Raw genomic sequence first — 25639 nt, 5'->3', positions numbered from 1 at the left:
ATGTACGTTTTATGACGTTTTAAATGGTCATGGTGAAACTTTAAACGCAAAAAAAAGCAAACAAAAGAGGGTGTCCCGTTTGTCTATGGGACACCCTTCTGCTTTTCTTTATTACGCTTTAACAACAGCAATAGTATTGTTTTCAACGCTTACTTTTATTTCTTTGAGATTGTCCTCTTCTAACATAAGATCTGCAATACCGTCTTCTACTTTTTCTTCAATAACACGGCGCAGCGGTCTAGCACCAAATGCAGGGTCATAGCCTTGTTCAGCTAGTAGTGCTTTAGCTTCGTCTGTCACTGTAACATGCATACTTTGTTCTGCTGCTGCATCGATAATTTCAGAGAGCATAAGGTCAACGATAGTTACAAGGTCTTCTTTTCCAAGTTCATTGAAAGGAACGATGCTGTCAAAGCGGTTCAAGAATTCTGGCTTGAAGTAATCAGACAGAGATTCTGTAATTTTTGGCTCTACATCTTCCTTATTACCAAAGCCAACGGTTACTTTCTTAATGCTTGAGCCTGCATTAGAAGTCATAATTAATACCGTGTCTTTAAAGCTTACCGTACGTCCTTGACTGTCTGTTAAACGTCCGTCTTCCATGATTTGCAGGAACATATGCTGCACATCAGGGTGGGCTTTTTCAATTTCATCCAAAAGGATAATGCTGTATGGCTTACGACGCACTCGTTCTGTCAGCTGTCCGGCTTCGTCATGTCCGACATATCCTGGCGGGGAACCGATTAGTTTTGATACAGAGTGTTTTTCCATATATTCACTCATATCAAGACGTATCATTGCTTCACTGTCTCCAAACATTTCTTCTGCTAGAGATTTGGAAAGCTCGGTTTTTCCGACCCCTGTTGGACCTATAAAGAGGAAGGAGCCAATAGGCCGGGTTCCTTTTCTAAGACCAGCACGGTTTCTGCGAATCGAGCGTGCTACTTTGCTGACAGCTTCGTCTTGACCTATAACGCTTGCTCGAAGGCGATCAGGAAGATCTTTCATTTTTTGTTGTTCATCTTTTTGAAGTCGGCGTACAGGAATGCCTGTTTTGTTTTCAACTATTTTTTCAATCGTTTCTACGTCAACTATTGCTTTTTCGTTTGATTTCTCACTGTTTTGTGTGGAGTCTTCCAGCTGTTTCTGAAGTTTTGCTTCTTCGTCGCGCAGTTTTGCTGCTCGTTCATAATCTTCTTGCTGTGTGGCTTTTTCTTTTTCTACTGCAATCTGTTCGAGGCGGCTTTGCACTTCGTGTTCGTCGTCCTCACTATGAGCCAGGTTGATTTTGGAACCTGCTTCATCCATTAAATCAATGGCTTTATCGGGGAGAAAGCGATCCTGGATATAACGATTAGAAAGCTGAACACAAGCATTTAACGCATCCTCAGTAAAAGAAACTTGATGGTATTTTTCGTAGTTTTCTTGCAGGCCTTGAAGGATGGCAACAGCATCTTCAAGATTTGGTTCATCCACCATCACCGGTTGAAATCTGCGTTCAAGTGCCGCATCTTTTTCAATTTTGCGGTATTCAGCAAGAGTCGTTGCACCGATTACTTGGATTTCTCCACGTGCAAGAGCTGGTTTCATAATGTTACCGGCGTCAGAAGAACCTTCAGCTGATCCAGCTCCAACAATCTGGTGAACTTCATCGATAAATACGATTACGTTTTTACGCTCTTGCAATTCTTTTAGAAGCTGCTTCATTCGTTCTTCAAATTGACCGCGAACGCCGGTGTTTGCAACTAAGGAAGAAACATCAAGCAAGTAAATGTCCTTATTTTTGAGTTTGTTTGGGACATTTCCTTCTGAAATCCGCAGCGCAAGCCCTTCAGCAATTGCAGTTTTACCTACACCAGGTTCACCGATAAGAACTGGATTATTTTTATTACGGCGATTTAATGTTTCAATAACTCGTTCTACTTCTTTTTCTCGTCCGATAACTGGATCAATCATTCCTGCACGGGCTGCATCAGACAAATTTTTGCCAAGGTCATCCAATAAACCTCCACCTTGTCCATTTCCTTGTTGGGCTTGTCCTTCACTGCCCTGCATGACACCCATTTGAGAATTCATCATGTCATTAAACATTTGGTCAAATGGGGACGATTGTCCTCCAAAGCCGCCGAAACCAGAAGGCTGTTTCATATCATTGCGGACTTCACGGTAACAAATGTCGCATAGATGCATTTTTTGATGATGGCCATTAACGTTCATATTTAGTTCAATGCGTGCCTGACGCTGTTTGCAGTTTTCACATCGTCTCATAATACGTGTACCTCCTTTACTTTTACGTAAATATTTTTATAAAGAAAGAATAATTCTTTGTTGTTTTACACTGTTAGGAAAGTATGCGCTTGATGTCTAGCTTCAGCTCCCAGCCTCTCGGGGTTAAATAACCTCCAGTTATTAAAGGCAAAAAGCGCCTTCATTGCCTGGAGAACATTTACCTGTCGAGGCTGACAAGGGCGTTTGCGCTTTTCTTAGATCCTTTGGATGGGTATCATAACTTCTACAATCAAAAAAGATCAAATCATTTGCTTTGACTTTGACTATCTTTGACCTTGTAGTTGTATTATACATTGACCTTTTTTGACTTTCAAGAGATATGATCAAATTTTTAGGATAAACGAAAAAGCAGCGCCGCCACGGGGGATACGCTGCTTCTTACAACTTGCATTATATTTTCTAATAACCTAAATGAGGAAAAAAATAAACATTAATAAAATTGATCAAGGTGAGGTTATTCTTGAAAAGCACCAGGGCCGTCTTCAAATGGATACTGGTATTCAATTTCTTCATCAAAAACGATATAGTCTAAATACACCATTAATAGTAAATACCATTTATTATTTCGTTCATCTCTTAATATAATATGGTCTCGGCCGGCTTCATCTATAATTCCATGGAAAACCCTTGCTTGCCATTCTGGATTATTTTCAAATGTCATATAAACTGTTGCAGGTTTCCCGCGATTCAGCCGCAAAATGTTTTCGATGTAAGATTGTTCAATTGGAAGCATATCCGCACCATTCATGCCATTCATGCCGTTCGTGCCATTCATCCCATTCATGCCATTCATGCCGTTCATGCCGTTCATGCCATTCATCCCATTCATGCCATTCATCCCATATCCGTACATGCCATTGCCGTTTCCTTGCCGCATCATGTCATAAGGGGAGGGAGTTTCGTAACCTTGAACTGGATAACCATACCATGGATAGTAACTATACATACTTATCCTCCTTCATATTTACTTATTTTTACCAATAAAGTTTCACATAATCAATCAGTAAAAAAAGACTCCTTTCGCTTCTGCTTTTATTAAAGAGCAAAAAGCTGATTTATCATAGGTGTAAGCTTGAACTATGGCCATACAATCACCCGCCTTAACTAAATGCGGTTCACACTATTTCAATGTATGTCACTCGATTGGTGCATATGCTATAAAAAAAGAGCTGATTTTCGTTTGAAAATCAACTCTTCATATCAAATAGAGGTGTTTATACATGTAAGAAGGCTTCCACTTTTTCAGGAGGTAAAATATTACCTACGAAAAATTGGCCAAAATCTCCATATTTTGCTGAAACTTCATCAAAGCGCATTTCATAAATTAGCTTTTTAAATTGAAGCGCTTCGTGTGCAAACAGAGTTACACCCCATTCCCAATCATCAAGACCAGTAGAGCCTGTAATAATCTGCTTTATTTTACCTGCATACTTTCGCCCTGTCATGCCATGTGCTCTCATTAATTCACGCCGTTCTTTCATTGGAAGGGAATACCAATTGTCGCTGCCTTCACGCTTTTTATCCATGGGGTAAAAACAAATATGGTTCCACTTTGGCAAAATAGGAAAAATACGTTCGCGAATTTCAGGGCTGTCTAATGGATCGCTTCCGTCTTTTGGCGGCATATAGTTACCAAGCTCTACAACGGAAACGTAAGAATAGGAAGGGATCGTATAATCTGCAAGTTTTAATTTGTTAAAGGCTGTTTCAACATCATTTAATTCTTGCATATTAGGCCGAAGAACCATCATAATAATATCAGCTTTTTGGCCAACAATCGTATACAAAGCGTGGCTGCCCGTTTTATTATCTTCCACGGTCTGCCAGGATTCAAGCATGTTTAAAAACTCATGAATCATACTTTGCCGTTCTTCACTGGGAACTTTTTTCCAAGAAGCCCAGTCTATTTTTCGCAAGTCATGGAGACAGAACCAACCATCAAGTGTTTGAGATGCTTCTCCCACTATGTACCACTCCTTTAAATAAACCTTTCTCTTCGTTACCCACTATACCATATTCATTATTTCGACTGAAAGAAAGCTGACTGCGGCTGATATCCTTGTTTTATTCATTTGGAAAACATTAAATTATTCTATGCCGCAAATAATGTTTTTGCTGAAGGTCAAATCTATCTAACGTAAAAATTGTTTTAAAGCTTGTTTGTGTTCTTCTGTAGCTCCAGCCTGACTTTGTGCCGCAACTTCCATTTCAAGTACATCAGCAAGACTTTTTTCAAACCCTTCTTTCATGTTTTGTGTCATGAGTCCATAAGCTTGAGGCGGAACAAAAGCAAGAGAACGTGCAAATTCATCTGGTTTTCCAATTTTAGTAATCAAATTAATTCGGTAAGCTTCTTCTGCGGAAATCGTTTCTCCGAGTGCTAACTCCATTGCTTTACTTAGACCGACAAGGCGGGGAAGAAAATAAGAAGCTCCTGCGTCAGGAACGAGACCTATTTTTAAAAAACTTAATGCCATTTTTGTGTCATACTCGGCTATTCGAAAATCACACGCTAGAGCAATGCTGAGCCCGGCTCCTACAGCAATGCCATTTAAATAGGCTATAACAGGCTTTTGAATATCTGCAATAAATAAAATTAAACGATTATACGTTTCCCTTAAATACAAACCATAATCAAAATGTTCTGCATCATTATCATTAACCGCAACGCTTTTCAAATCGGCACCTGCACAAAAAGCATCTCCAGCGCCTTGCAGTATAATGACATTTACACTCTCGTCATTATTTGCCTCATTAAAACAGTCAAACAATTCTTCGTGCATTTGGAGGTTTAAAGCGTTTTTCACTTGTGGTCTATTTAAAATAATACGAGCAATACTCTCTTCTTTTTCATATAATACTGTTTCTTGCTTCATATCATTTAACTCCTTTCTCGAACTGTTAAGAAAACATTAAAATGCAACCGGCCGGTAACTTGATACAAGTCTAGGTCCATAAACAAGAAATAATCTCATAAACGTTTGTTAATAAGTAATATACACCATTAACCACGGTTTTTCCTGTACATTTTAAGAATTCTTGTTTGACTTTCTTTCGCCGACATTAGATTTTTGTTGATTAGTAAACGATTTCGGCAAATATGTCATGTCAGTGATTCCCTTCGCTGCCGCTTCTTCTGCAGATTTCATGGAAGTCATTTGTTTTGTAATTCCAATAGAAATTGATACATAAGATTTGATTTGCTCGGCAAGGTGTAAAAATTTACGTTCAGGCACTTCGATGGACTTTTCCAAGTTTTTTTCATTCCATCCAATACCAATATTTAATAGATCTGTTCCTGAATACTTAAGTTGTTTAGCAAGATGAAGGATATCTTTTTCTGTTGTGCTGTCATTGCTAAGGGTGAAGCCAGGGATTCGGTAGATAACTGGAAAATGTTCGCCAACGTATGATCTTACATGCCTAGCTACTGCTAAAGGAAAATGCATCCGGTTTTCAAAGGTTCTTCCCCATTTATCCTTCCGTTTGTTCGATAAGGAAGATAAAAATTGATTGATAAGGTAACCGTCTGAACCTGCTATTTCTACAGCATCAAAGCCTGCTTCTTTTGTCCGTCTTGCCCCTTCAGCAAATGCTTCTATCATTTGATATATATCTTTTTCAGGCATTATTTGATATTGACCAATGCTTTGGGAAGGACCTGGTTGAAAAAGCTGAAGAGCAATTTTTCCACCTGATTCATGGACAGACTCTATCAATTTTTTGAAATTCTCTACATTTTTCTCTTCTGCGATAGACATAAAATTGGAACCACTGCTTTCTTCCATAGTAACTGCAGCTCTTCCAATAATTATTAAACCAATACCTTCTATGCATTTTTGTACATAATGATCCGTATATTTCTCCAAATCTTTTTCTGTTGGATGGTCAAGCATGGAATCCATAAAAATGCGTGTTTCAAATGTTGTATCTCTTAAGGTGATTGGAGAAAAGAGATGTTCATAATTCATAAAATACCCCCCTTGTGACACTTGCTATTTTTTACTTAAGACTTCCGCCATAAGAACTTGGCGATAAGCCAAGTTTTTCTAATACAAATTTCGATATTACTGTCGGAGCTTAAACTTTTTACTAGCATAAACATTTGTTAGGTATACATACCCTTCAAGTCCTTCTTTTTAAAATGACTTCATAAAAAAATGTCGTTAATAGTAAAAATGTTTCACGTGAAACGGCGAAAATATTATATTTATATATTTTTTTCTAAATTCTTGATCAATATACATTGTATTGTAAACGCTTTAAGTGATGGGCTTGTGTAAGCGAATACCGTTTAGAAAATTTCTATTTTTATTATTTTATACAAGTTGGTTTATTTTTTTAGAAAAGAGGAGTATCCTTAGTTATGAAAAAATGCGATATTCTACAAAATAGATAAATACAGCTTTATTTGGGGTAAAATAAGTACTAAGTATAAATAAACGTATAGGCGAATGTTTGAGTGGTCATGAACTTATGGAAATAATTGATGAGCCCGCTTTATGATATAGGAAGTATTTTCAAGGAGGAATTACGGTGAGCGACCTATTTGAAACAATTAAAGGTCAGGTAAAAGCAGACTATCCTTCCATTGTTTTTGCAGAAGGGGAAGATGATAGAATTTTAAAAGCAGCGGCCAAGCTGTCACAGGATAAAGTGCTTAAACCTATTGTTGTTGGAAACAAAGACAAGGTGCAGGAAAAAGCAAACTCTTTAGGTGTTTCTTTTGAAGACGTGGACATTTATGATCCTTCTTCTTATAAAAACTTTGATAAACTCGTTGCTGCTTTTGTGGAGCGAAGAAAAGGAAAAGAGACAGAGGAAAGTGCGAAAGAAAAATTACAAGATCCAAATTATTTTGGAACAATGCTGGTGTATCTAGATTATGCAGACGGTTTAGTTAGCGGGGCAGCTCATTCTACGGGAGATACCGTTAGACCAGCTCTACAAATTATTAAAACAAAACCAGGCATTCAAAAAACATCTGGTGTTTTCATTATGGTAAAGGAAGAAAAGAAATTTGTATTTGCAGACTGTGCGATCAACATTTCTCCGAATGCAGAAGAATTAGCTGAAATAGCTATTTCTACAGCAGAAACAGCAAAAGCGTTTGATATTGATCCAAAAGTAGCTATGTTGAGCTTTTCAACAAAAGGATCAGCTTCATCCATGGAAACACAAAAAGTGTCGGAAGCAACTAAATCAGCACAACAAAACCGTCCGGATCTTGTTATAGATGGAGAGTTCCAATTTGATGCTGCATTTGTTCCGGCTGTGGCTGAAAAAAAAGCTCCAGATTCTCCGCTGCATGGCGAAGCTAACGTTTTTATTTTTCCAAGTCTAGAATCAGGAAACCTTGGTTATAAAATTGCTCAACGTCTCGGAGGGTACGATGCAATTGGGCCGATACTGCAAGGGTTGAACAAGCCAGTAAATGATTTATCACGCGGCTGCAGCACAGACGATGTCTACAAGCTTGCCTTAATTACAGCCAAACAAGCAATTATTGAAAAAAAAACTCAACTCATTAATTCATAAAAACAGCTAGAAAAAACCGATCGGATCAGTTCTGATCGGTTTTTGTCATATTTTTCCAAGAAGGATTTCTAAATCATTTTTATGACTTTAGTTCTACTTGTAAAGCTTTATTATTTCGCTCGACCACGCGCTGGTAAAGATAATCGAAGCGGTGGAGCTCTTCATTTGTAAGAGAAGACGGTTGAATGAGGGCGCCTTTTTCTTTTACAGAAGTAAGCAGGCGAAGAAGAATATCGTTTATGTTAATGGGTTGATCGTAAAGCTCTGTCAATGACGCCATAACATCAGGCTGTATTCGGGGCCATTCAAACCGGGCAGGTTCACCGCGGGCAGCTCTTTCGTAAAACTGTTTAAGCAGTTCAGCTCGAGCTGCACCGCTTTCTGAAACTGCCAGGTAAATCTGTACAGCTGCTCCTCCGCGAATACGGCGCTGCGAGATACCGGCGAATTTTTTTCCGTTTATACTTAAATCATAGCTGCCAGGACAATACGAACCCTTTATTTCGTAAGCCTCTATTAACCCAGGGGCATCATCGAAAATGATTTTGATGATGTTCCACATAAAATTGTAGCCATCGTTTATAGAAAATGTTTTATTCTCCTTGAAAATGAATGAGAGGTTAAAAATACCTTTGTCCAGAAGGACCGCTAACCCTCCTGAATTTCGAACAATTACGTGATAGCCATTATCTTTTAAGTAATGTATACCATCCTGGACATAAGGAAGACGGCTGTCTTGAATACCTAGTACTGCAGTTGGAGAATGTACCCAAGCACGCATAACTGGGACAGAAGAACCTTCTCCAACACTTGTACATAGTGTATCATCAAGTGCAAAGGATTGGAGTGGATTGAAATGCAGGCCTGAACTTGATTGGTCCAGCCATCTCCATGTTTTATTTGCCAGCATGTCTTTTGCATTCATCTTCATTTCCCCGATCTTTTTATAAAATTCCATTTTAAGAAGCTTATATGATTATAGCACGAAACCAAATAGGGAAAAAATGACCACCTTTTTTAGGTAGGTTTAATGTATTTCAGCTGAAGTTAATTAAAATACTTAGCCGATTTGACTTATGGGACAGCCCTTTCTAATGTTGCGTTCTTCCGATCATATGTTATACTGTAAAATGCGTTAAAAGCAGCTTTTGCTCGTTAAGAAAAGAAGAAACTGGAAAAGGACGGCGCAAATCATGGCTAATGAATTTCGTGTTTGTGATGATTGCCAGGCTACCAATTTAAAAACACTGCTTCCTAAGTTAGAGAATATGGATCCGCACGCTGCTGTTAACATTGGATGTCAGTCTTATTGCGGCCCTGGACGAAAAAAAGTGTTTGTGTTTGTGAATAATCGCCCGCTTGCAGCATTCGACGAAGATCAGTTAATGAATAAAGTGGAACGAAGATTACAACGTTAATAATTGTGTGAGAATTTTATATATATATAGGGTTTGAAGTCCGTTCAAATACTGAACGGTTTTTGTTTGTAAACAAGTAAACCTGTTAAAAAATTTAGAAAATTAGCGGTTTATATAAATAAACATAGAGGGAATCTAATGAATGAGAACGTTTGCTTAAAGTAAAAAAGTATAAACTATATTAACCGTATAGGGCGAACTTATGCCGCCGTTGCCAAAGAACGCGGTTTTGTTTTCTTGTACTTTCGGAATGTTTAACTTTGTTAAAGGATTTAAAGTATATTGCCATAAGGATTTGGCGATAAACCAAGTTATCTTAAAAAAGGAGGGGAGCTTTCCATAACAGCTGAGACAACATCGGAGAGGAGCAGCCATTTATGCAAAATTTAACGAAAAAAATACTTATAGCTCTTGTATTAGGGGTAATTGTTGGTCTTATTTTAAATTTTGTACCAGATAATGTCTTTGGTGCACTTGATACGTATTTTCTAAATCCTATAGGTCAAATTTTTCTCAATCTTATAACGATGCTTGTTGTACCTATCGTTTTTATTTCCATAGCACTTGGGACGGCTAGTTTAAAAGATCCTGTGCAGCTTGGAAGAATTGGTGGTAAAACAATTGGGTTTTATTTGATTACCACTACTATTGCCCTTGTGATCGGACTTGGACTTGCTTATTTGATTCAGCCGGGCCAAGAAGGGGCATTTAATACAGAAAGTGCAAACTATGAAGCAGAGGAAGCACCGCCTATTATGGACACGCTTCTAAACATCATACCGGATAACCCAGTCAGCGCTATGGCGAATGCTGATATGCTGCAAATTATTGCAATAGCCATTTTCTTTGGCATCGCTCTTGCTAAACTCGGTGATAAAACCGCAGGTCTCTATAAGCTTCTCGAACAGGGAAATGAAGTAATGATGTTTCTTGTCAATGTAGTCATGTATACTGCTCCATACGGAGCATTTGCCTTAATTGCTTCTGCTATTGGAGATGCTGGGGTAGAAGGTCTTCAACAAATGCTGATGTACATGATCACCATCATTCTGGCACTTTTATTTCATGCCCTCATCACGTACAGCATTGCAATAAAAGGCATAGGAAAAGCAAGTCCTATACACTTTTATAAAAATTTCTTCCCGGCTATGACCGTTGCATTCAGTACGTCAAGTTCTAGCGGAACGCTTCCTGTTTCTATGAGAACTGCCCAGGAACGGCTTGGTATAAGTAAATCAGTCAGCAGTTTTGTGCAGCCGCTTGGAGCTACGATAAATATGGACGGTACGGCTATTATGCAGGCTGTCGCGACAGTATTTATCGCTCAAGTCTATGGTATGGATCTTTCCTTTTCACAGCTGGTTATGGTTGTCTTAACGGCAACCCTTGCAAGTATTGGTACAGCAGGTGTACCTGGAGTTGGGTTAATCATGCTTTCTATGGTATTGCAGCAAGTTGGACTTCCCGTTGAAGGGATCGCATTAATTCTCGGTGTGGACCGGTTGCTGGATATGCTTAGAACCGCTTTAAATATTACGGGTGATGCCACCTGTGCCTATATTGTTGATCGTTCGGAGCAGAAGAAAAATGAAGCAGCTGAAACAACATAATGTCATATCCCGAGGCTGATTTACAGCTTCGGGATTTTTCAAATCGTTTTGATTAATAATCAAACAGATTGGTATAATGGAGAAAGAGAAATAGACGAAATAGAAAGAGGACGACAAAAGGGAGCGAAAGCTGGCATGAAAACAGGCAATCGCAAGCTGCAGGAGGAAAAAGTATTTAAAGATCCGGTACATCGTTATATTCACGTTCGTGATGAACTTATATGGGACTTAATCGGAACAAAAGAATTTCAGCGTCTTCGTCGTATCCGCCAGCTTGGTACTACTTTCTTAACCTTTCATGGAGCCGAGCACACTCGATTTAACCATTCACTAGGCGTATATGAAATAATGCGGCGGATTATTGAAGTTTTTGAAGGCAAACCGCATTGGCAGGAAAAAGAACGCTTGCTCTGTTTAAGTGCAGCACTATTGCACGATATTGGGCACGGTCCTTTTTCTCATTCATTTGAAAAAGTGTTTCAAACCGATCACGAATGGTGGACGAGAAAAATCATTGCAGGAGACACAGAAGTCAATCAAGTACTTCGCCGTATGGGGGAGGATTTTCCTCAAAAAGTTGCGGATGTTATTGAGAAAACATATCCAAATAAGCTTGTAATAAGCATGATATCAAGTCAAATAGATGCAGATAGAATGGATTATTTACAGCGTGATGCGTTTTATACAGGGGTCAGCTACGGTCACTTTGATATGGAACGAATTTTACGGGTTATGCGGCCTACAGAAGACCAGGTAGTTATTAAAAATACTGGTATGCATGCCGTCGAAGATTATATTATGAGCCGTTATCAAATGTATTGGCAAGTATATTTTCACCCTGTTACTAGAAGTGCAGAAGTTATATTAAGCAAGATTCTCCAGCGGGTGAAAGCACTCCAAGAAAGCGGGTATTCATTTAAACAACAGCCTTTTCATTTTCAAGGTTTTTTTAAAGGGGAACTTCCCTTAGAAGAATATCTCCAGCTCGATGAAGCAGTTATATTATACTATTTTCAAATATGGCAGCAGGAAGAAGACCGTATTTTAAGAGATCTGTGTCAACGTTTTATGAACCGCCGTCTGTTTAAATATGTAGAATTTGACCAGAATTTTGTAATGAATGACTGGATGAAATTGCAAGAACTGTTTAGAAAAGCGGAAATTGATCCTGAATATTATTTGGTTATTGATTCTTCTTCTGATCTCCCGTATGATTTTTATCGACCAGGTGAAGAGGAAGAAGAACGAATGCCGATTCACTTGTTAATGCCAGATAAAAAATTGCGTGAACTATCGCGAGAATCGGATATTGTAGAGGCTATTTCTGGGAAAAAGCGAACGGACCACAAGTTGTATTATCCAAAAGAATGGCTCGATACTCCTGGAAATGAAAGTGAAAAAAAGCAAATTAGAGACATATTGCAAGCCCATGAAGGGAAAAGAGAAATAGAGAAATAAATAAAAAGAAATACATAAAACAAACGGGGATTGTTTCAGGTGAAGGAGGACTAGCAGTGTTGCCGGATCATGCTAAAATTATGACTTTGCTGAACGACGCTGAAGAAATAGTCGGACGAAAAAAATTACAAAAGATTGTATATATAGGCAAGAAAATGAATTTACCTCTTCAAGAAAAATATACGTTTCATATGTACGGGCCATATTCAGAAGAGTTAACATTAAGAGTAGAAGAACTTTGCAGTCTCGGCTTTGTCACCGAATTAAAAGAAAAGAAGTCTGGATATTACCAATATCGTTATAAAGTGACTGATGATGGAAAAACGTTTTTAGAAAAGTTTCCAATGGACTGGCCGCAAGAGGATGCACTTGGATTGGTTAAGAAACTAAATGAGCATAGTTCTAAGTTTCTTGAATTAGTATCTACTATGCTTTACTTTGACGAATTACCAAAAGCCGAGGTAAAAAACAAAGTATTTACTTTGAAAAAAAGCCAGAATTACTCCGAATCAGACATTGAGGAAGCTTGGAGTTTTATAGATTCTTTGAAACACAAGCAATAAAAACGTATGATAAAATTAGAGATTATTTTCAAAGGAGACGATTCAAATGGATCTTTTTGACAAAGGCGATAATAAAAGAAAAGGCGGCGGTTTTAACATATTAAGCGGTGATTCAACAGATGGCCATGGAGGTTACGGTGTCGGGGCATTAAGTTTAGACAATATGTCGCCTATCATTGTGGACCCAGAAAATAATGATGCATATGTAGACATGGGAGCTTTGCACGCTCGCTCAGAAGTAGAAAAACGGGTGAAGTTTTCTCAAAATAAGGAAGATGTCCCAGATGGCAGGCTGTATTGGATGGTTTGGGTTACTGTTGATCATAAAGAAGGAGGCAAGCCTTTTTATACGGGAGTTACCGCTTGTAAAATGCTCATTGAAAGAGGAGAAAAACGAATTCGTAAAGGTTATAAAAGCATGCCAGAGCATGTGAACAATATGGATAAATCCCTAAAAGGCCGTATCGTGGTTAATAATATGGACGATCACTCTAAAAAGATACTTGGCGCCTTTTTAAAAGGTTTCAATGAAGAAATGTGGGAAAACTCAAGCGAGGAATTGCATCAGGCTTTAAATATAGAAGACGAATAGAAGATGTGCATGGAAAATGAAACAAATTATGAACGATTTTTGAACAATGTGTAGACGTATTGTTCTTGAATAAAAATATCAATACACTAGAGATACACACACATAACTAGGACACCAAAACGTGCAAGAGTGCTAAACAGCCTCTTGCACGTTTTGGTTTAGATGGCTTTTAGATTCAGTAGCCAAAGGGCGCTTACGCTTTTCTATTGAAACCATTTTTTTAAACGATCGAAGAATTTTTCTTTTTGTTCAGGAAGTTCGTCTTCTTTCTGATCTTCCCGTGTGTTAGAGTCTTTTGCCTCTTCTTCTAATTCATCAGTACATGACCGTTTAGGTTCGGTTCCTTTTTCAAAAGCAACAGTCCTTGCCGGACCGCATTCTTCTGAACCAAGTAAACCAGTTTCAGGATCGATTTCCGTTTTCACAATACCTTCGGGCGGAGGAAAGGCCATTTTTAATTCATTCTCCAATCCTTCACTCATAAATTGTGCCCAAATACGTTTTGAAATCTGCCCTTCGTTTGAATGATCCATCTCTCTATTATCATCATAACCAACCCAAACAGCTGTTGTCAGCTGAGGAGCAGATCCGACCATCCAGCTGTCGTAATCCGTAGAGCCGCTTTTCCCAGCAAGAGGTCTGTCGATTAAGTGTGAAATAGATCGGCCTGTAACAGAGGTATAACTATCCAATGACAGATCAAACATCCCTTTCATCATATCCGTAATAACGTATGATTTTTGGGGGTCAAACACTTGGTTTTTTTCCTGTTCCTGTTCCATTAATACATTTCCTTCTGCATCTGTAATCTTTTGAATAAACCGTGGTTCAACGGCCTGGCCTCCATTGGCAAAGGTACTGTACCCAGCAGCAAGATCAAGAATTCTTACGTTTTGGGTACCTAACGCAAGGGAGGGGATAGGGTCCAGGTTTGCTTGAATCCCTGCTTTTTTGACAGTTTCCACCAGAGCGTCTGGTCCTAGAAAAAGGTGGGTTTTAACAGCAAATATATTATCGGAAACAGCAAGAGCTTCTGCCATATTTATAAAGTCATCAGCATAGATATCCCCGTAGTTTCCTGGAGAATATGTCTTTCCGTTTTCCCCTGTTTCAAATTCAGTTGGTTCACTTCGAAAAGAAGTAAGGGGCGTAAAACCATCTTCAAGTGCTGCATAATATAAAAACGGTTTTAGCACCGATCCTGGTTGTCTTGCAGCATTTGTAACCCGGTTAAAGGTACTTTCATCATAATCCTTTCCTCCGACGAGCGCTCGAACGTCGCCACTGTGAGGATCGATTGCTGCAAGGGCTCCCTGAAGTTCAGAGTCTTTTGGAATTTCAAGTCTAACCCATTTTTCTGCTTTTTCTTGAAGTTCAGGGTCGAGCGTAGTATAAACATGCAATCCTCCATAATCTATTAACTGTGGATCAATTCCCTCATTTTCTTGCAGAATATGTTCAATATAATCTTGAAAATAAGGCCCTATTCTGTCATCTGCAAGCTGGCCAGGAGGTTGAATAGAAAGGGAGGCATTTTTAGCTTCTTGACGTTCTTCAGAAGTAATCATTCCTGTTGTCTCCATCGCTGCCAGCACAATTTGCTGCCGGTCCTTCGCTCTTTCGGGATAGGAAAAAGGAGAATAATAAGAAGGTCCTTTCGGCACACCAGCGAGCAAGGATGCCTCAGCTAGAGACAAGTCACTGGAAGATTTATCAAAATACAAACGGGAAGCTGCTTCAATACCGTAAGCGCCATGGCCAAAGTATATTGTATTTATATAGCCTTCTATGATTTCTTCTTTCTCATAATGAGATTCTAATCGCAGAGCATAGAAAGCTTCTTCCAATTTTCGAGACCACGTTTTATCATGCGTTAAAAATAAATTGCGGGCATACTGCTGGGTAATTGTACTCGCACCCTGTGCTTTTGAACCAGATTTAATATTTGCAGCAACAGCAGAAGCAATTCTTGGGAGATCAAAGCCATTATGTTGATAGAATTCCCGGTCTTCTACGGCAATTACAGCATTAATTATTTCTGGAGAAATTTCATCAAGTTCTTTCCAATATCGCTTTTGGCCATTATGATGTTCACCAATAACAGAATGATCCGCTCCATAAAAAACAGTAGATTGCTGAACTTGAATCGGGGGAGGTTCTAAGATAAGGGCACTGGTAATTATAGTTAATGCTCCGCCAGAACCCAGAATTCCGGCTAAAAGAGCAGCTCTTATAAAAAGCCGAAACCAGCCGGGCTTTTTCGTTTTTTGATTTCTTTTTATAACTGTATCCATCTTGTTCACCTCCCCTTCGAAAAGAGAAATACCTTTTTTCTACATTTTGGGTATATTTTTTAGCTTTTAAACCAAAAGCAAGAAAAAAAATACATTATATAAAGGCGAAAACAGTTGTTTACAAAAAACTGACAAGCTACTATGAAGAAAAGAGAGGATGGTGAAAAACAATGGAAAAAACAGAAACCGCTGTATTTGGAATGGGATGATTTTGGGGACCGGACGCCCAGTTTGGGCAGTTAAAAGGAGTTATCAGCACCCGTGTTGGCTATACAGGCGGTACAACAGAAAATCCTACGTATCGAAACATGGGAGATCATACCGAATCTATTCAAATTGATTATGATCCAGAAACGATATCTTATGAACAATTATTAGATGTCTTCTGGAGGAATCATAATCCGTCACAAAAGCTTTTTTATCGTGATCGCCAATACATGTCTCTGCTTGTTTACTATAATCATTTCCAAAGGGAAAAAGCACTCAGATCTAAAGAGAAATGGGAAGCCAATATAGAAAAACCGATTTATACAGAATTTCAACCGTATTCTGCTTTCTATATTGCAGAAAATTATCACCAAAAATATTTGTTAAAACGTTATAAAAATGTAATAGCCTCACTGGGAAAACTTTATTCCACTCATGATGAGTTGATCAATGGAACAATGACGGCCCGTTTGAATGGTTTTGTGAGAGGAAAGGGATCTTTTAAGGATCTGAAAGAGGAAGTGAAAACGTGGGATATTAGTGATGAGAAAAAATCGACGGCACTAGAAGTTCTCCATTCTCTGCGTTGGTAAAAGGGTGAACGACCCCGCCTAGTCACGAGATATTTTTGTGCTTTAGGAAAGTTTAATTTTATTAAAGGATCAAAGTATAAGCAAAACAACGATTTCCGCCATAGGACTCGGCGGCAAGTCGAGTTTTTCTAATAAGATAGGGGAGTATAAAATTTTGTGCTTAGATGTCTAGCTTCAGCACCCAGCCTCTCGGGGCCCTAGATGGTTTAAGGAACTTTTGCTAGATTCGCGAACATCGTGTTCCGGGCGCAAAAGTCAGCACTCCTGTGCAAGCCAGTTCGACGTTGTCACAGGACGTGACGTTTTTAGTCGAACATCCTTAAGGACCCTTCTGCTAAATACGCACACGTCCTGTGTGCAACGCAGAAGTCACCACATCCTGTGGAAGTAAGAGCGCCTTTATTGCCTGGAGAACATTTACCTGTCGAGGCTGACAAGGGCGCTTGCGCTTTTATTATGTTTGTAGTTACGTAATAAAAGGAAAATAGAAAGTAGCTGCGAAGAAAAATACTTCGTGAAAATCAAAGGAGGGTAATGACATTGAGCCAGCATGTTGTTTTTGTAGGAGCGGGTGATAGTAATTTATCGGTTTTGAAGAACTGGAAAAAAAGAAAATTAAAAGACACCACCTGGACGTTGGTTTCTCCTTCTCGTTATCAGTATTATTCTGGTATGTTTTCCGGGTATACAGAAGGACGTTACAGCATAGAAGATATAAGAATAGACTTAAAGTCATTCTGTAAAGAAAACGGAGGACGGTTTTTAAAGGGGAAAGTGACAGCGGTTGATAAACGACAGAAGAACGTTCTAACGGATAGCGGTAAGTCGTTATCCTATGACATTCTTTCTGCAAATATTGGCTCAACTCACGAAAAACCTAACGTTCCAGGAGTTAAAGATTATGCACTATTTTTAGAACCAAATGGGCAATTTCCTTCCGCTGCTGAGAAACTGCAGCAAACCGAATACCCGGTAATTAGAGGAGGAGATTATAAGGGAGTAGAGATTGCGCTGTCTCTTCAAGAGTGGAGAAAAAAACATCACATGAAAACTCCTGTCACCTTAATCAGCAATGGTCCTGTTTTAGAGAATGAAAAAGAAGAGATCCGAGACAATGTATTAACATTATTGGATGAACGGGGAATAATGATTTATGAAAATATATCAGTAGAGCGCATCGATCAAGACGTTCTTTACACAGAAAATCATGTCATTCCTTATGGAGAAGTATTATGGATAACAGGTCCGACTCCTCCTCTCATTTTTCAATACGCGAAGCTTGCGGTTGATGAGAAAGGCTTTTTGCTAGTATCTTCTTCGCTGCAATCTCTTGATGATTCGTCCATTTTTGCGAGTGGTGCTTGTGTTACATTAAGCGATTATCCAGATATGCTTAAAAATAATTCTTATATGCGAAAAGAAGCTTCCGTGCTGGAAGACAATATTATTAAAACATTAAAGGGAAAAAAGAAATTAAAAACATTTACGCCGCCAAAGAAAAGGGAATTAGTGTTAAATCTTGGGCATAAAAAAGGATTATATATTAAAGGCGGCAAATATTCGTTAGATAAATCATCCTGGAAGCTAAAAAAACGCATGGACAAGCAGTTTATTAAACAATTTTCTTAATAAACTAAACATTGGAAAACTTGGCTTGTCGCCAAGTCCTTAATGGCGAAAGCCTTATTTTTTCTTATACTTTAACCCTTTAATGATGTTAAACTTTCTTAAAGTATAAAAAATCCTATTTTTGTTAAAATAGGAATGTTGAGTAAAAACAAAATATGTTTTATAATAGAGGACGCTGGTGTAGAAACACCAGCGTCGCACAGTTGCCCACACGAGGAGCGGCTGGCAGGTTAAGAGAGTAGACTACCCTCGAAAGTTCGCCAAAAACGTCCAGGGTGGTCTACTGTTTTAAAGTCACAATAGCGATTACAGTCATTATTAGAGCCAATAAAAAGCTTCCAAAACCGATCATTACTTCGGCTATCTCTGTAGTAATCATTACGGCATCACCCCCTTTTTTGGAGGCTCAACCGCCCACCCTGCGGATGTACAAGCCATGCTATTCTATTATAACATAATTTTCCAAATTTGGAATGAGACTCATTCGCCGCTTGGCTGTACTAACCACTCTTCTCGCATGTTTCATACCTTGAAACCCCTGTCAATCCAACAAAACTAATACAATAGGTGTAACGTTTTTTAATAAAAAATGAGTCTTTTCTAACTGCCTTTCAAGTACGGTTTAACGGCTTTATAGTGGGAAGAAGCACCAATACTATTCCCGGTTACAACTACCACTGCCGGCCCCTTAGGCTTTATATGTTTCTCAAGTAACGCTGCGGCTCCTACTGCTGCTGCACCTTCTACGATAAAACGATGATGTTCATATAAAAACGCCATTCCACGTGCAATTTCCTCTTCTGTTAGACGAAAACGCTGATCAATGTAACGAGAGATCATTGGAAGGGTATACCGATTTTGCATTCCTATCCCTCCGAGCAAGCTGTCTGCATAAGTTGGGTGCTCAGGAACAGCGACTGGTTTTCCAGCTTTAATACTGTCGTCCATAGCAGCGCCTTTTTCTACAGACAAGCCTATTACTTGGATGGAAGGATCTGTTTCTTTTAAGGCAAGACCAATTCCTGATAGCAATCCGCCCCCTGATAATCCGCTTAACACGGTCTCTACTTCAGGAAGGTCTTCGAGTATTTCTAATCCAATTGTTCCCTGACCGGTAATGATGTCGGGGTGGTCAAATGGAGGGATAAGAGTGAATCCTTTCTCTTCTTGAAGACGCAAACACACATCTGCCGCTTCGTCTTGACTTTCTCCTTCAATGTGAAGTTCAGCTCCACTTTCCTGTAAAGCGTTTATTTTCTCCCGAGGTACATTTTTTGAAACACATACTACGGCCTTAATTCCCATATTAATAGCAGCATAGGCAACCGCAAATCCGTGATTTCCCGTGGAAAAAGTAACAACTCCATTTTGCTGTTCATCTTTTGTAAGAGAAGCGATCATATTGGAAGCTCCGCGAAGTTTAAAAGAACCTGTAGGCTGCAGCTGCTCAAGTTTTAAATAAACAGGTACTCCCGTTTGTTGAGAAAGGGTTTTTGAATAAATCAGCGGTGTAGGCTGGACAGTTGTTCGTATTCTTTTTTTGGCTTTCCAAATGTCTTTCACGGTTATTTGTTTCATGGTTTCCCCTCCTTGCTGTCTTCAGCTTCCCAATAAAAAGTTAAAATTTCTGGTTATGAACTCCTTCATGGTTAGAATAAATTGATAAAAAACCATTGTCTACCATTATTTGTACGCACGCCGATCCATTTTATTGTTAGAAAAATCTAGTTTTCCGCCTTGTAAAAAAATTGTTACTTTTGAAAGGCGATGGCAGTGGCGGCGCTATGCTATTTTCCGAATAATATTATCAAACATGCTAAACTGTTTACCAATTAATTCGTAAAGCTTTTTGTCAGGGACAAAAAACGCAAGCAGCCTTGCCAGGTAAGATAATTATAAAGGAGGCTCGAACTATGCGGTCATTGACGGTGTTTCCGAAAGAAGAGTATGCGGGCAGACTAAAAAAGGTAAAAGATAAGATGGCCGAAAACGGAATAGACGTTCTTTTTTTAAGTGACCCCGCAAATATGAATTATCTTACCGGGTATGATGGCTGGTCCTTTTATGTTCCCCAGATGGTTATTATTTTTCTAGAGGATGAAGAACCGTATTGGTTTGGCAGAGCCCAAGATGTAAATGGGGCACGGGCAACTTCTTGGCTGTCACCGTGCCGGCTGCTTTCCTATAGTGATGAATATGTACATTCCACTACGAAACACCCAATGGAAGTGCTAGCAGCTTGGTTAACTCAGCATAAAAAGAATGTCAAAAGGGCTGGAGTAGAGATGGAGGCTTACTATTTTTCTCCTCGCGCTTTGGAACGCTTAGAATCCGGGTGTAAAGGAATAACATTTATTGATGCGAATTTACTTGTAAATGAAATCCGTTTAATAAAATCTAAAAATGAAATAGGGTATATGAAAAAGGCTGGACAAATTGCGGCGCTTGCAATGGAGGCCGGGGTAAACGCTGTGAAAGAGGGTGCGAGGGTTTGTGATGTAGCAGCAGCTGTTTCACAAGCTCAGATACGAGGAACAGATCAATTCGGAGGAGATTATCCGTCGATTGTACCGTTGATACCAGCTGGAGCACTTACCTATGCTCCTCATGTAACATGGACAGATGAAAAAATTAAAGCGGGGGATCCGCTTATCATTGAATTGGCCGGCTGCTGCAGCAGGTATCACGCTCCTTTAGCCCGCACAGTAACCGCAGGTAAACCTGAGCCTGAATTCAAGCGGTTATCGGCTGCTGTGATTGAAGGTGTGGAAACGGTCCTTGATTATATTAAACCTGGTGTTACTTGTGAAGAAGTAGAACAAAAGTGGCAAAGTGTCATCGCCAGGTATGGATTTTGTAAAGACTCTCGCATTGGTTATTCAATCGGGATCAATTATCCGCCTGACTGGGGAGAACACACAGCTTCGCTGCGCCCAGGAGATAAAACAGTTCTTCGTCCGAACATGGCATTTCATTTAATACCAGGCATTTGGCTTGAAGAAATGGGCGTGGAAATTAGTGAGAGTTTTGTTGTGACAAAAAACGGATGTGAAACTCTTAGCAAGTACCCCCAAATAGAGGAGACGTAATACGAAATTATGATTGGCCTTCGTGAAGAACGAGTTCTGCCGCAGCTTTCCCTGAATAAACAGTCCCTTCCATTGTTGCAAAAAAGGCTGCATCGTGTAATCACGCAAGAGTTAGTCCTCGAATCGGTGTTTTTTGCGAAGGTCTCATAATGTGATGTCCGGGACCCAAATGATAAAAATCATGAAAGTGAACGATTTTACGATACTTTACGACATTTTCTTTATCTAATGGAAGCCTTATTTGAAGAACGATGTCAAGAATTTCGTTTTCCGACAAAGCAGTAAAACGCTCAGACGGCGTCATAATGATAGACAGTCTTCCCTTTGCCTGTTGAAAAGTTGTTCGTGATTGTTCTGTAAAACTCGCTAAACAGGTGCCAGGACCAAACGTTGTGATATCTTTTTCCATGAGCGGTGTTTTCATGTCAATTTGAAAGGTGACAGCATCCATGGTTGGCAATGCAAACATGGATTGGAAGCTTTCATGGCTGGGAAAAGAGGATTTCAGCAATTTTTTGGCAGCATGAAGAAAGACAGCAAGCATAGTATGATTAGCATGCCACTCTTTTCCATCGGCTGTTTGAACACCATAGACATTACGTCCATTTACTGAAACGAGTAAAGATTCTTCCTTTAAATTTGTATAAACTTCACCGCCGAGCGCTTGCATCCGCTTTTTATAAAGACGGGGGCAGGTCTGCATCAAATAGACCAAAAAAATTATAAGCAGAACAACGTTCTGGCGGAAGGAAAAAAACTCCTGTGCTGAATGATAATACAGTAAAATGGGCCGTTTCACTAAGATGATGTTTTTTAGCGCGCACGGTCCATTGATCAAGTTCGGCTGAATGAAGATAGTAATCCTTTATTCCAAATAAGGGGCGTTACCGTAATTGATTTCAGCATTTTTAAAGGGCCTGGGGCAGGTGAATGTAGTACCCAATATAACGGTGGAACCCGGATTCAACATGCATACCGTTTTCATCCCATTATTCTGTCCGTCCTCCAACAAAAAGACTCCACGTCAAATAAGGCCACCTTATTTCCTGCTACCGCCAATTCAAGGCCTGTTGTTAGTCCCGCTAAACCACCGCCAACTATAACACAATCGTACGTAGTCATTTTTTCACCTCCACCTTTTAAGGTTTTGCTTTTTTGTACAAATTATTAATAAGGATTGATAAAAGAAACATATCCAAAAGTGTTTGCACGGTTTGTGCTTTTCTTATTACCAAAAAATGTGCTGAAAACCGCTCTGCACTTTGCAGCATACTACGTAAAGAGGGAGAGAAAGGAGGAACCTAAAAGGTGAAGACGAACGAATTTTTTGCCGAAATGAAAAGCAAGCTGACGTCTCGATTACAAAAAGTGCAGCAAAACAATAAAGACCATTTTGGTTTAGATGAGGAATTTGCAAGAGAAACAATCGGTGAATTGTCTAATTATGACAACCATCCAGCCGATAACGGAACGGAATTGTACGAGAGAGAAAAAGATATGGCATTGCAGCAGCATTCCGGCCGGGAACAAAAACGAATTCAAAAAGCATTGCAGGCAATAGAGGATGGAACGTATGGAAAGTGTGAGAAGTGCGGGGAGGATATTCCACTTGAACGTCTTGAATCTGAACCAACCGCTCTTCAGTGCATCCAGCATTCATATCAAGAACCTGATCCATTTGATCGTCCAGTAGAAGAAGAAAGGTTGATCCCTGGTAAGGGAGGATTTACAGACACAACAAAAGAGGACGTAGAAAATGATCGGTTTGACGCAGAAGAAAGCTGGGAATTGACTGCAGCCTATGGAACAGCAGACACCCCGCAGGACACTTATGACCCTTCACTTGAATATGAAGGAATGTTTGGAGATGCTGAAAACGAAAATGTCGACGAAGATGTAGCTTTCGGGTTCAGCATGACAGATAGTGAAGGGAACCTAATTGATTTTGATAATGACGTCGATTTTTCACATTACTTTTTACGAAGATAAATGAATGCCCGCCAACAGTGTACCCTCTGTCGGGGGGCATTTGTTAAGTGTTTAGTTTTTTCTATTTGAAAGTGTACGCACAGCAGATGGAGATCCGGCTTAAGAACGCGACAGGTTGGGTTACAGCTATTAACTCTACATCGAAAGAGGCTGAATATTTTAGGAGTACGCGGAGGAGTTAGTATGTATTACTCGCCTTAGTTCTGGGCTCGATGACCGTCCGGTAGAATTCTCCAGGTCGATCTACCGGGCTGAGCGTTTTAATTACAGAGTGGAACTTGCTCATAATCCACTTGTAATTATAACAATTTTTTCCATATAAGAAAGAGTTGAACGAACTAGATGAGAAAAGAGGGCGCAGGCCTTTGGCTGAGCGCCCTTTGGTTAGGCATAGGTGATATCGGCCAGCTCTTCAAAGCGCAAGTATTCGATCCCATCATCTGTCACTAAATGAAACTGTTTTTGTACGTGATTAATGTAGTGGCATTTCCCAATGATTTCGAAGAAAAAGCCGTCCCGCCAGTACGTAAAACAAAGAGGGTCATCATTTCGCATCGCATCACCTAGAAGCCATTCCAACTCCTCCCAGTGCTGAGGGTCAAGCTCTGGCTTTTTTTGTTTTGTCTGCTGTTTTTGATGGTGAAGCCATTGTTCACGGTGTTCCGGCAGGATCATTCGTGAGGATTCCCAGCGCAGGTTTGATCCTGGTGTTAATTTATTTCCTTTCATGGGCCATCCCTCCTGATCCTATTATATGCGAACGCTTGTTCTTTAAACACCCTTAATTTTTTCCAAGCTTTTTAGAATGGCAGAATGAAGGAAGAAAGAGGGGAAGAAACTGTCAAACAATGCGTGTTTCTTTTTTTGTACTTTAGGACTTTAATTTTGCTAAAGGAATAAAGTATTAGAAAAACTATTCGCCAATTGGACTCTTTATACCTATAGCAGGTTTTTTAATCGTGGACCAAATAGGTTCTGGGCAGCACAAAGCGGATATGAATATAATTTGATGCTCGCTATTGTGGGAATTGGCGTTGCATTAACTGGAGCAGGAGTGTTCTCCATTGATGCTGTTCTGTTTGGTTAACAGAAGAAGAGAAAGCAGTAACAGTTTATGAAATAAAGGTAATGAAAGGAAGCGCACCTCGTTATTATATTAATATATAAAATATTCCATCCTTAAGTATCAGCTTAAGTCGGCCTTGCAGGCAATAACGGAAATAATATAAAGAAAAACCAAACACTCTCTATTTTCCCATTTAGAGTTGTTTGAATTTTTCATTATGCAGGTTATCAAATTTTTCAAGAAAATGGAAAAAGGGAAATGGCTTGTTTGCAGCGAAAATACATATAGAAAAGGGATATTTGCCATCTATGAAAACAGGAGATGGTTATGATGCCGATCATTTGCATAGAAGGACTAAGAGCAGTAGGGAAAACAGCCGTTTGTCTTGAACTGCAGGATAGATATGGGGCTTATGTGGTTTCTCGTGATTACCCTGAGTCATCAGGGGAAAATTGGTTTGAAGAATGTGATCACCAAATGAGAAGGTGGCAGTCAGCATTAAAAAAGACAGAGAAATATGCTCTTATTGTTCTTGATGGCGATATCTTTAAGCCTGTCATTAATAATATCCATGATTCCTTCACGCTTCAGAGCATTTCAAATACATTTCTGCATGCGTTTATGGACGAACAAATAGGATTTCCAGACCGATATTACTACCTCATGGCTGGGGAGAGTACGATTCGAAAACGAACTATTAAAGACTTCTCTCAAAGAAAAGGAGAAGTGGAAAGAGACCATTCTTATTTCAGCTTTCAAAAAAACTTTTATGAAGGGCTGGGAGCTTGCGAATTACCGGCAAGAAACGAAAGAGAGACGGCAAGGAGAATCATCAAACACCTTCCAGCTGCACCTTGGAATAGATATAACAGAAAACAATTTCAGTATATCCAAAATAATATCGTAAAGCATATGAAATAAAGGGGGTGTCTCAAAAACTGAGGGCAGCCCCTTCTTTCTGCCTCACTGCGGGATTGGCGGTATTAGAAGAGGATTAAAGGAAACTGGTCATCAAGGGAATTTCTTGGGGCCAAAGCAGGAAGGAAGAATGGTCACCAAGAGAGGCTAACCGAAAAAACGAAAAAAGCTTCTGAATTAAGCGATTATTCCTGGCATTGAATCGGCTTTTGATTTTAAATGCAATAGAAGAGCTCATATATTAGGTTATTATGTGAATCAAGGAAACGCTGAGCTTACAACATTCTGTAAGCCGATGCTGCAAAAACGTCATCAAGCCTCGTATAAAAAGGTGAACAGCATTACAAAAGCTGGTTATGATATTACCTGGGAAAGACGTGCTGTCA

22 protein-coding genes and 1 pseudogene are annotated in these 25639 nt (G+C 39.4%); 11 read left to right on the top strand and 12 right to left on the bottom strand.

Annotated elements, in window-relative coordinates; all coding sequences use genetic code 11:
- Window positions 1–111: 111 nt before the first annotated feature.
- The 5 genes from CEF16_RS15705 to CEF16_RS15685 form a co-directional block, all read right to left on the bottom strand.
- Entirely contained in the window at window positions 112–2268 is a 2157-nt protein-coding gene (locus tag CEF16_RS15705; RefSeq protein ID WP_091586435.1) for an ATP-dependent Clp protease ATP-binding subunit, read from the bottom strand.
- 475 nt (window positions 2269–2743) lie between these two features.
- Window positions 2744–3235, bottom strand: coding sequence for a spore coat protein GerQ (gene gerQ, locus CEF16_RS15700; protein ID WP_245917899.1), 492 nt, complete (start codon window positions 3233–3235; stop codon window positions 2744–2746).
- A gap of 268 nt (window positions 3236–3503) precedes the next feature.
- Window positions 3504–4253, bottom strand: a complete 750-nt coding sequence (hemQ, locus tag CEF16_RS15695) for a hydrogen peroxide-dependent heme synthase (protein WP_091586437.1) — start codon at window positions 4251–4253, stop codon at window positions 3504–3506.
- A 168-nt stretch (window positions 4254–4421) separates the two neighbouring features.
- The gene (locus CEF16_RS15690; RefSeq protein ID WP_091586439.1) at window positions 4422–5165 is read right to left on the bottom strand and encodes an enoyl-CoA hydratase/isomerase family protein; all 744 of its coding nucleotides are present in this window, start codon (window positions 5163–5165) and stop codon (window positions 4422–4424) included.
- A gap of 153 nt (window positions 5166–5318) precedes the next feature.
- Window positions 5319–6260, bottom strand: coding sequence for an oxidoreductase (locus tag CEF16_RS15685; protein ID WP_091586441.1), 942 nt, complete (start codon window positions 6258–6260; stop codon window positions 5319–5321).
- Window positions 6261–6825: 565 nt separating this feature from the next.
- On the opposite strand from CEF16_RS15685, the gene pta reads away from it, so the two are divergent.
- On the top strand, window positions 6826–7827 hold the full coding sequence (gene pta / locus CEF16_RS15680) for a phosphate acetyltransferase (RefSeq protein WP_091586443.1): 1002 nt from the start codon (window positions 6826–6828) through the stop codon (window positions 7825–7827).
- A gap of 79 nt (window positions 7828–7906) precedes the next feature.
- Here the strand turns inward: pta and CEF16_RS15675 are convergent, their stop codons facing one another.
- Window positions 7907–8752 carry a lipoate--protein ligase family protein gene (locus CEF16_RS15675; RefSeq protein ID WP_342750483.1) on the bottom strand — a complete coding sequence of 282 codons (846 nt, stop codon included), beginning with the start codon at window positions 8750–8752 and terminating at the stop codon, window positions 7907–7909.
- Window positions 8753–9020: 268 nt separating this feature from the next.
- On the opposite strand from CEF16_RS15675, the gene CEF16_RS15670 reads away from it, so the two are divergent.
- The 5 genes from CEF16_RS15670 to CEF16_RS15650 all read left to right on the top strand — a co-directional run bounded on the left by CEF16_RS15670 (window position 9021) and on the right by CEF16_RS15650 (window position 13468).
- Window positions 9021–9245, top strand: coding sequence for a YuzB family protein (locus CEF16_RS15670; RefSeq protein WP_091586445.1), 225 nt, complete (start codon window positions 9021–9023; stop codon window positions 9243–9245).
- Between the two features lie 377 nt (window positions 9246–9622).
- Complete coding sequence (locus CEF16_RS15665) at window positions 9623–10855, top strand: dicarboxylate/amino acid:cation symporter (protein WP_091586447.1); 1233 nt, start codon at window positions 9623–9625, stop codon at window positions 10853–10855.
- A 135-nt stretch (window positions 10856–10990) separates the two neighbouring features.
- Window positions 10991–12313 (top strand): HD domain-containing protein, encoded by a 1323-nt coding sequence (locus CEF16_RS15660; protein ID WP_091586691.1) that lies wholly within the window; start codon window positions 10991–10993, stop codon window positions 12311–12313.
- Window positions 12314–12369: 56 nt separating this feature from the next.
- Window positions 12370–12876, top strand: coding sequence for a YwgA family protein (locus CEF16_RS15655; protein WP_091586449.1), 507 nt, complete (start codon window positions 12370–12372; stop codon window positions 12874–12876).
- 46 nt (window positions 12877–12922) lie between these two features.
- Window positions 12923–13468: a YwhD family protein gene (locus CEF16_RS15650; RefSeq protein WP_091586451.1), complete on the top strand. Its 546-nt coding sequence runs from the start codon at window positions 12923–12925 to the stop codon at window positions 13466–13468.
- Window positions 13469–13671: 203 nt separating this feature from the next.
- On the opposite strand, the gene CEF16_RS15645 is transcribed toward CEF16_RS15650, so the two are convergent.
- Window positions 13672–15762, bottom strand: coding sequence for a transglycosylase domain-containing protein (locus CEF16_RS15645; protein ID WP_091586453.1), 2091 nt, complete (start codon window positions 15760–15762; stop codon window positions 13672–13674).
- A 221-nt stretch (window positions 15763–15983) separates the two neighbouring features.
- Between CEF16_RS15645 and CEF16_RS15640 the strand changes: the two are divergent.
- A pseudogene (locus CEF16_RS15640) lies at window positions 15984–16562 on the top strand (peptide-methionine (S)-S-oxide reductase); the annotation flags it as partial.
- A 540-nt stretch (window positions 16563–17102) separates the two neighbouring features.
- Window positions 17103–18191 (top strand): FAD-dependent oxidoreductase, encoded by a 1089-nt coding sequence (locus tag CEF16_RS15635; RefSeq protein WP_170031990.1) that lies wholly within the window; start codon window positions 17103–17105, stop codon window positions 18189–18191.
- A 280-nt stretch (window positions 18192–18471) separates the two neighbouring features.
- Here CEF16_RS15635 and CEF16_RS24540 read toward each other — a convergent pair whose 3' ends face one another.
- Window positions 18472–18570 carry a putative holin-like toxin gene (locus CEF16_RS24540; RefSeq protein ID WP_233269498.1) on the bottom strand — a complete coding sequence of 33 codons (99 nt, stop codon included), beginning with the start codon at window positions 18568–18570 and terminating at the stop codon, window positions 18472–18474.
- Window positions 18571–18791: 221 nt separating this feature from the next.
- Window positions 18792–19769 (bottom strand): hydroxyectoine utilization dehydratase EutB, encoded by a 978-nt coding sequence (gene eutB / locus CEF16_RS15630; RefSeq protein ID WP_091586459.1) that lies wholly within the window; start codon window positions 19767–19769, stop codon window positions 18792–18794.
- Between the two features lie 335 nt (window positions 19770–20104).
- Here eutB and CEF16_RS15625 point away from each other — a divergent pair, with 335 nt between their 5' ends.
- The gene (locus tag CEF16_RS15625; RefSeq protein WP_091586461.1) at window positions 20105–21280 is read left to right on the top strand and encodes a M24 family metallopeptidase; all 1176 of its coding nucleotides are present in this window, start codon (window positions 20105–20107) and stop codon (window positions 21278–21280) included.
- A gap of 100 nt (window positions 21281–21380) precedes the next feature.
- On the opposite strand, the gene CEF16_RS15620 is transcribed toward CEF16_RS15625, so the two are convergent.
- Together CEF16_RS15620 and CEF16_RS23365 are read right to left on the bottom strand one after the other, a co-directional pair.
- Window positions 21381–21983 carry an FAD-dependent oxidoreductase gene (locus tag CEF16_RS15620; RefSeq protein ID WP_175488366.1) on the bottom strand — a complete coding sequence of 201 codons (603 nt, stop codon included), beginning with the start codon at window positions 21981–21983 and terminating at the stop codon, window positions 21381–21383.
- Between the two features lie 278 nt (window positions 21984–22261).
- Window positions 22262–22402: an FAD-dependent oxidoreductase gene (locus CEF16_RS23365; protein WP_139185976.1), complete on the bottom strand. Its 141-nt coding sequence runs from the start codon at window positions 22400–22402 to the stop codon at window positions 22262–22264.
- Window positions 22403–22588: 186 nt separating this feature from the next.
- On the opposite strand from CEF16_RS23365, the gene CEF16_RS15615 reads away from it, so the two are divergent.
- Window positions 22589–23269 carry a TraR/DksA C4-type zinc finger protein gene (locus CEF16_RS15615; protein ID WP_091586465.1) on the top strand — a complete coding sequence of 227 codons (681 nt, stop codon included), beginning with the start codon at window positions 22589–22591 and terminating at the stop codon, window positions 23267–23269.
- 384 nt (window positions 23270–23653) lie between these two features.
- Here the strand turns inward: CEF16_RS15615 and CEF16_RS15610 are convergent, their stop codons facing one another.
- Window positions 23654–23998: a YolD-like family protein gene (locus tag CEF16_RS15610; RefSeq protein WP_091586467.1), complete on the bottom strand. Its 345-nt coding sequence runs from the start codon at window positions 23996–23998 to the stop codon at window positions 23654–23656.
- Between the two features lie 664 nt (window positions 23999–24662).
- Here CEF16_RS15610 and CEF16_RS15600 point away from each other — a divergent pair.
- Complete coding sequence (locus CEF16_RS15600; protein ID WP_141395268.1) at window positions 24663–25256, top strand: P-loop NTPase family protein; 594 nt, start codon at window positions 24663–24665, stop codon at window positions 25254–25256.
- Window positions 25257–25639: the final 383 nt, after the last annotated feature.

The sequence above is a fragment of the Alteribacillus bidgolensis genome (genome assembly GCF_002886255.1).
GTDB classification, from domain to species: Bacteria; Bacillota; Bacilli; order Bacillales; family Marinococcaceae; genus Alteribacillus; species Alteribacillus bidgolensis.
Note: the sequence above shows the minus strand (reverse complement) of the source record. Positions and strands in the feature narration are given on the sequence as shown.

Bases quoted from the DNA above. Each gene is read 5' to 3' on its own strand.
- CEF16_RS15600 (WP_141395268.1), top strand. From the start codon at position 24,663: ATGATGCCGATCATTTGCATAGAAGGACTAAGAGCAGTAGGGAAAACA.
- CEF16_RS15620 (WP_175488366.1), bottom strand. From the start codon at position 21,983: ATGCAGACCTGCCCCCGTCTTTATAAAAAGCGGATGCAAGCGCTCGGC.
- CEF16_RS15610 (WP_091586467.1), bottom strand. From the start codon at position 23,998: ATGAAAGGAAATAAATTAACACCAGGATCAAACCTGCGCTGGGAATCC.
- CEF16_RS15665 (WP_091586447.1), top strand. From the start codon at position 9,623: ATGCAAAATTTAACGAAAAAAATACTTATAGCTCTTGTATTAGGGGTA.
- gerQ (WP_245917899.1), bottom strand. From the start codon at position 3,235: ATGTATAGTTACTATCCATGGTATGGTTATCCAGTTCAAGGTTACGAA.
- CEF16_RS15645 (WP_091586453.1), bottom strand. From the start codon at position 15,762: ATGGATACAGTTATAAAAAGAAATCAAAAAACGAAAAAGCCCGGCTGG.
- CEF16_RS15625 (WP_091586461.1), top strand. From the start codon at position 20,105: ATGCGGTCATTGACGGTGTTTCCGAAAGAAGAGTATGCGGGCAGACTA.
- CEF16_RS15690 (WP_091586439.1), bottom strand. From the start codon at position 5,165: ATGAAGCAAGAAACAGTATTATATGAAAAAGAAGAGAGTATTGCTCGT.
- CEF16_RS15685 (WP_091586441.1), bottom strand. From the start codon at position 6,260: ATGAATTATGAACATCTCTTTTCTCCAATCACCTTAAGAGATACAACA.
- CEF16_RS15675 (WP_342750483.1), bottom strand. From the start codon at position 8,752: ATGAATGCAAAAGACATGCTGGCAAATAAAACATGGAGATGGCTGGAC.
- CEF16_RS15705 (WP_091586435.1), bottom strand. From the start codon at position 2,268: ATGAGACGATGTGAAAACTGCAAACAGCGTCAGGCACGCATTGAACTA.
- CEF16_RS15660 (WP_091586691.1), top strand. From the start codon at position 10,991: ATGAAAACAGGCAATCGCAAGCTGCAGGAGGAAAAAGTATTTAAAGAT.
- CEF16_RS24540 (WP_233269498.1), bottom strand. From the start codon at position 18,570: ATGATTACTACAGAGATAGCCGAAGTAATGATCGGTTTTGGAAGCTTT.
- eutB (WP_091586459.1), bottom strand. From the start codon at position 19,769: ATGAAACAAATAACCGTGAAAGACATTTGGAAAGCCAAAAAAAGAATA.
- CEF16_RS15670 (WP_091586445.1), top strand. From the start codon at position 9,021: ATGGCTAATGAATTTCGTGTTTGTGATGATTGCCAGGCTACCAATTTA.
- CEF16_RS15650 (WP_091586451.1), top strand. From the start codon at position 12,923: ATGGATCTTTTTGACAAAGGCGATAATAAAAGAAAAGGCGGCGGTTTT.
- CEF16_RS23365 (WP_139185976.1), bottom strand. From the start codon at position 22,402: ATGACTACGTACGATTGTGTTATAGTTGGCGGTGGTTTAGCGGGACTA.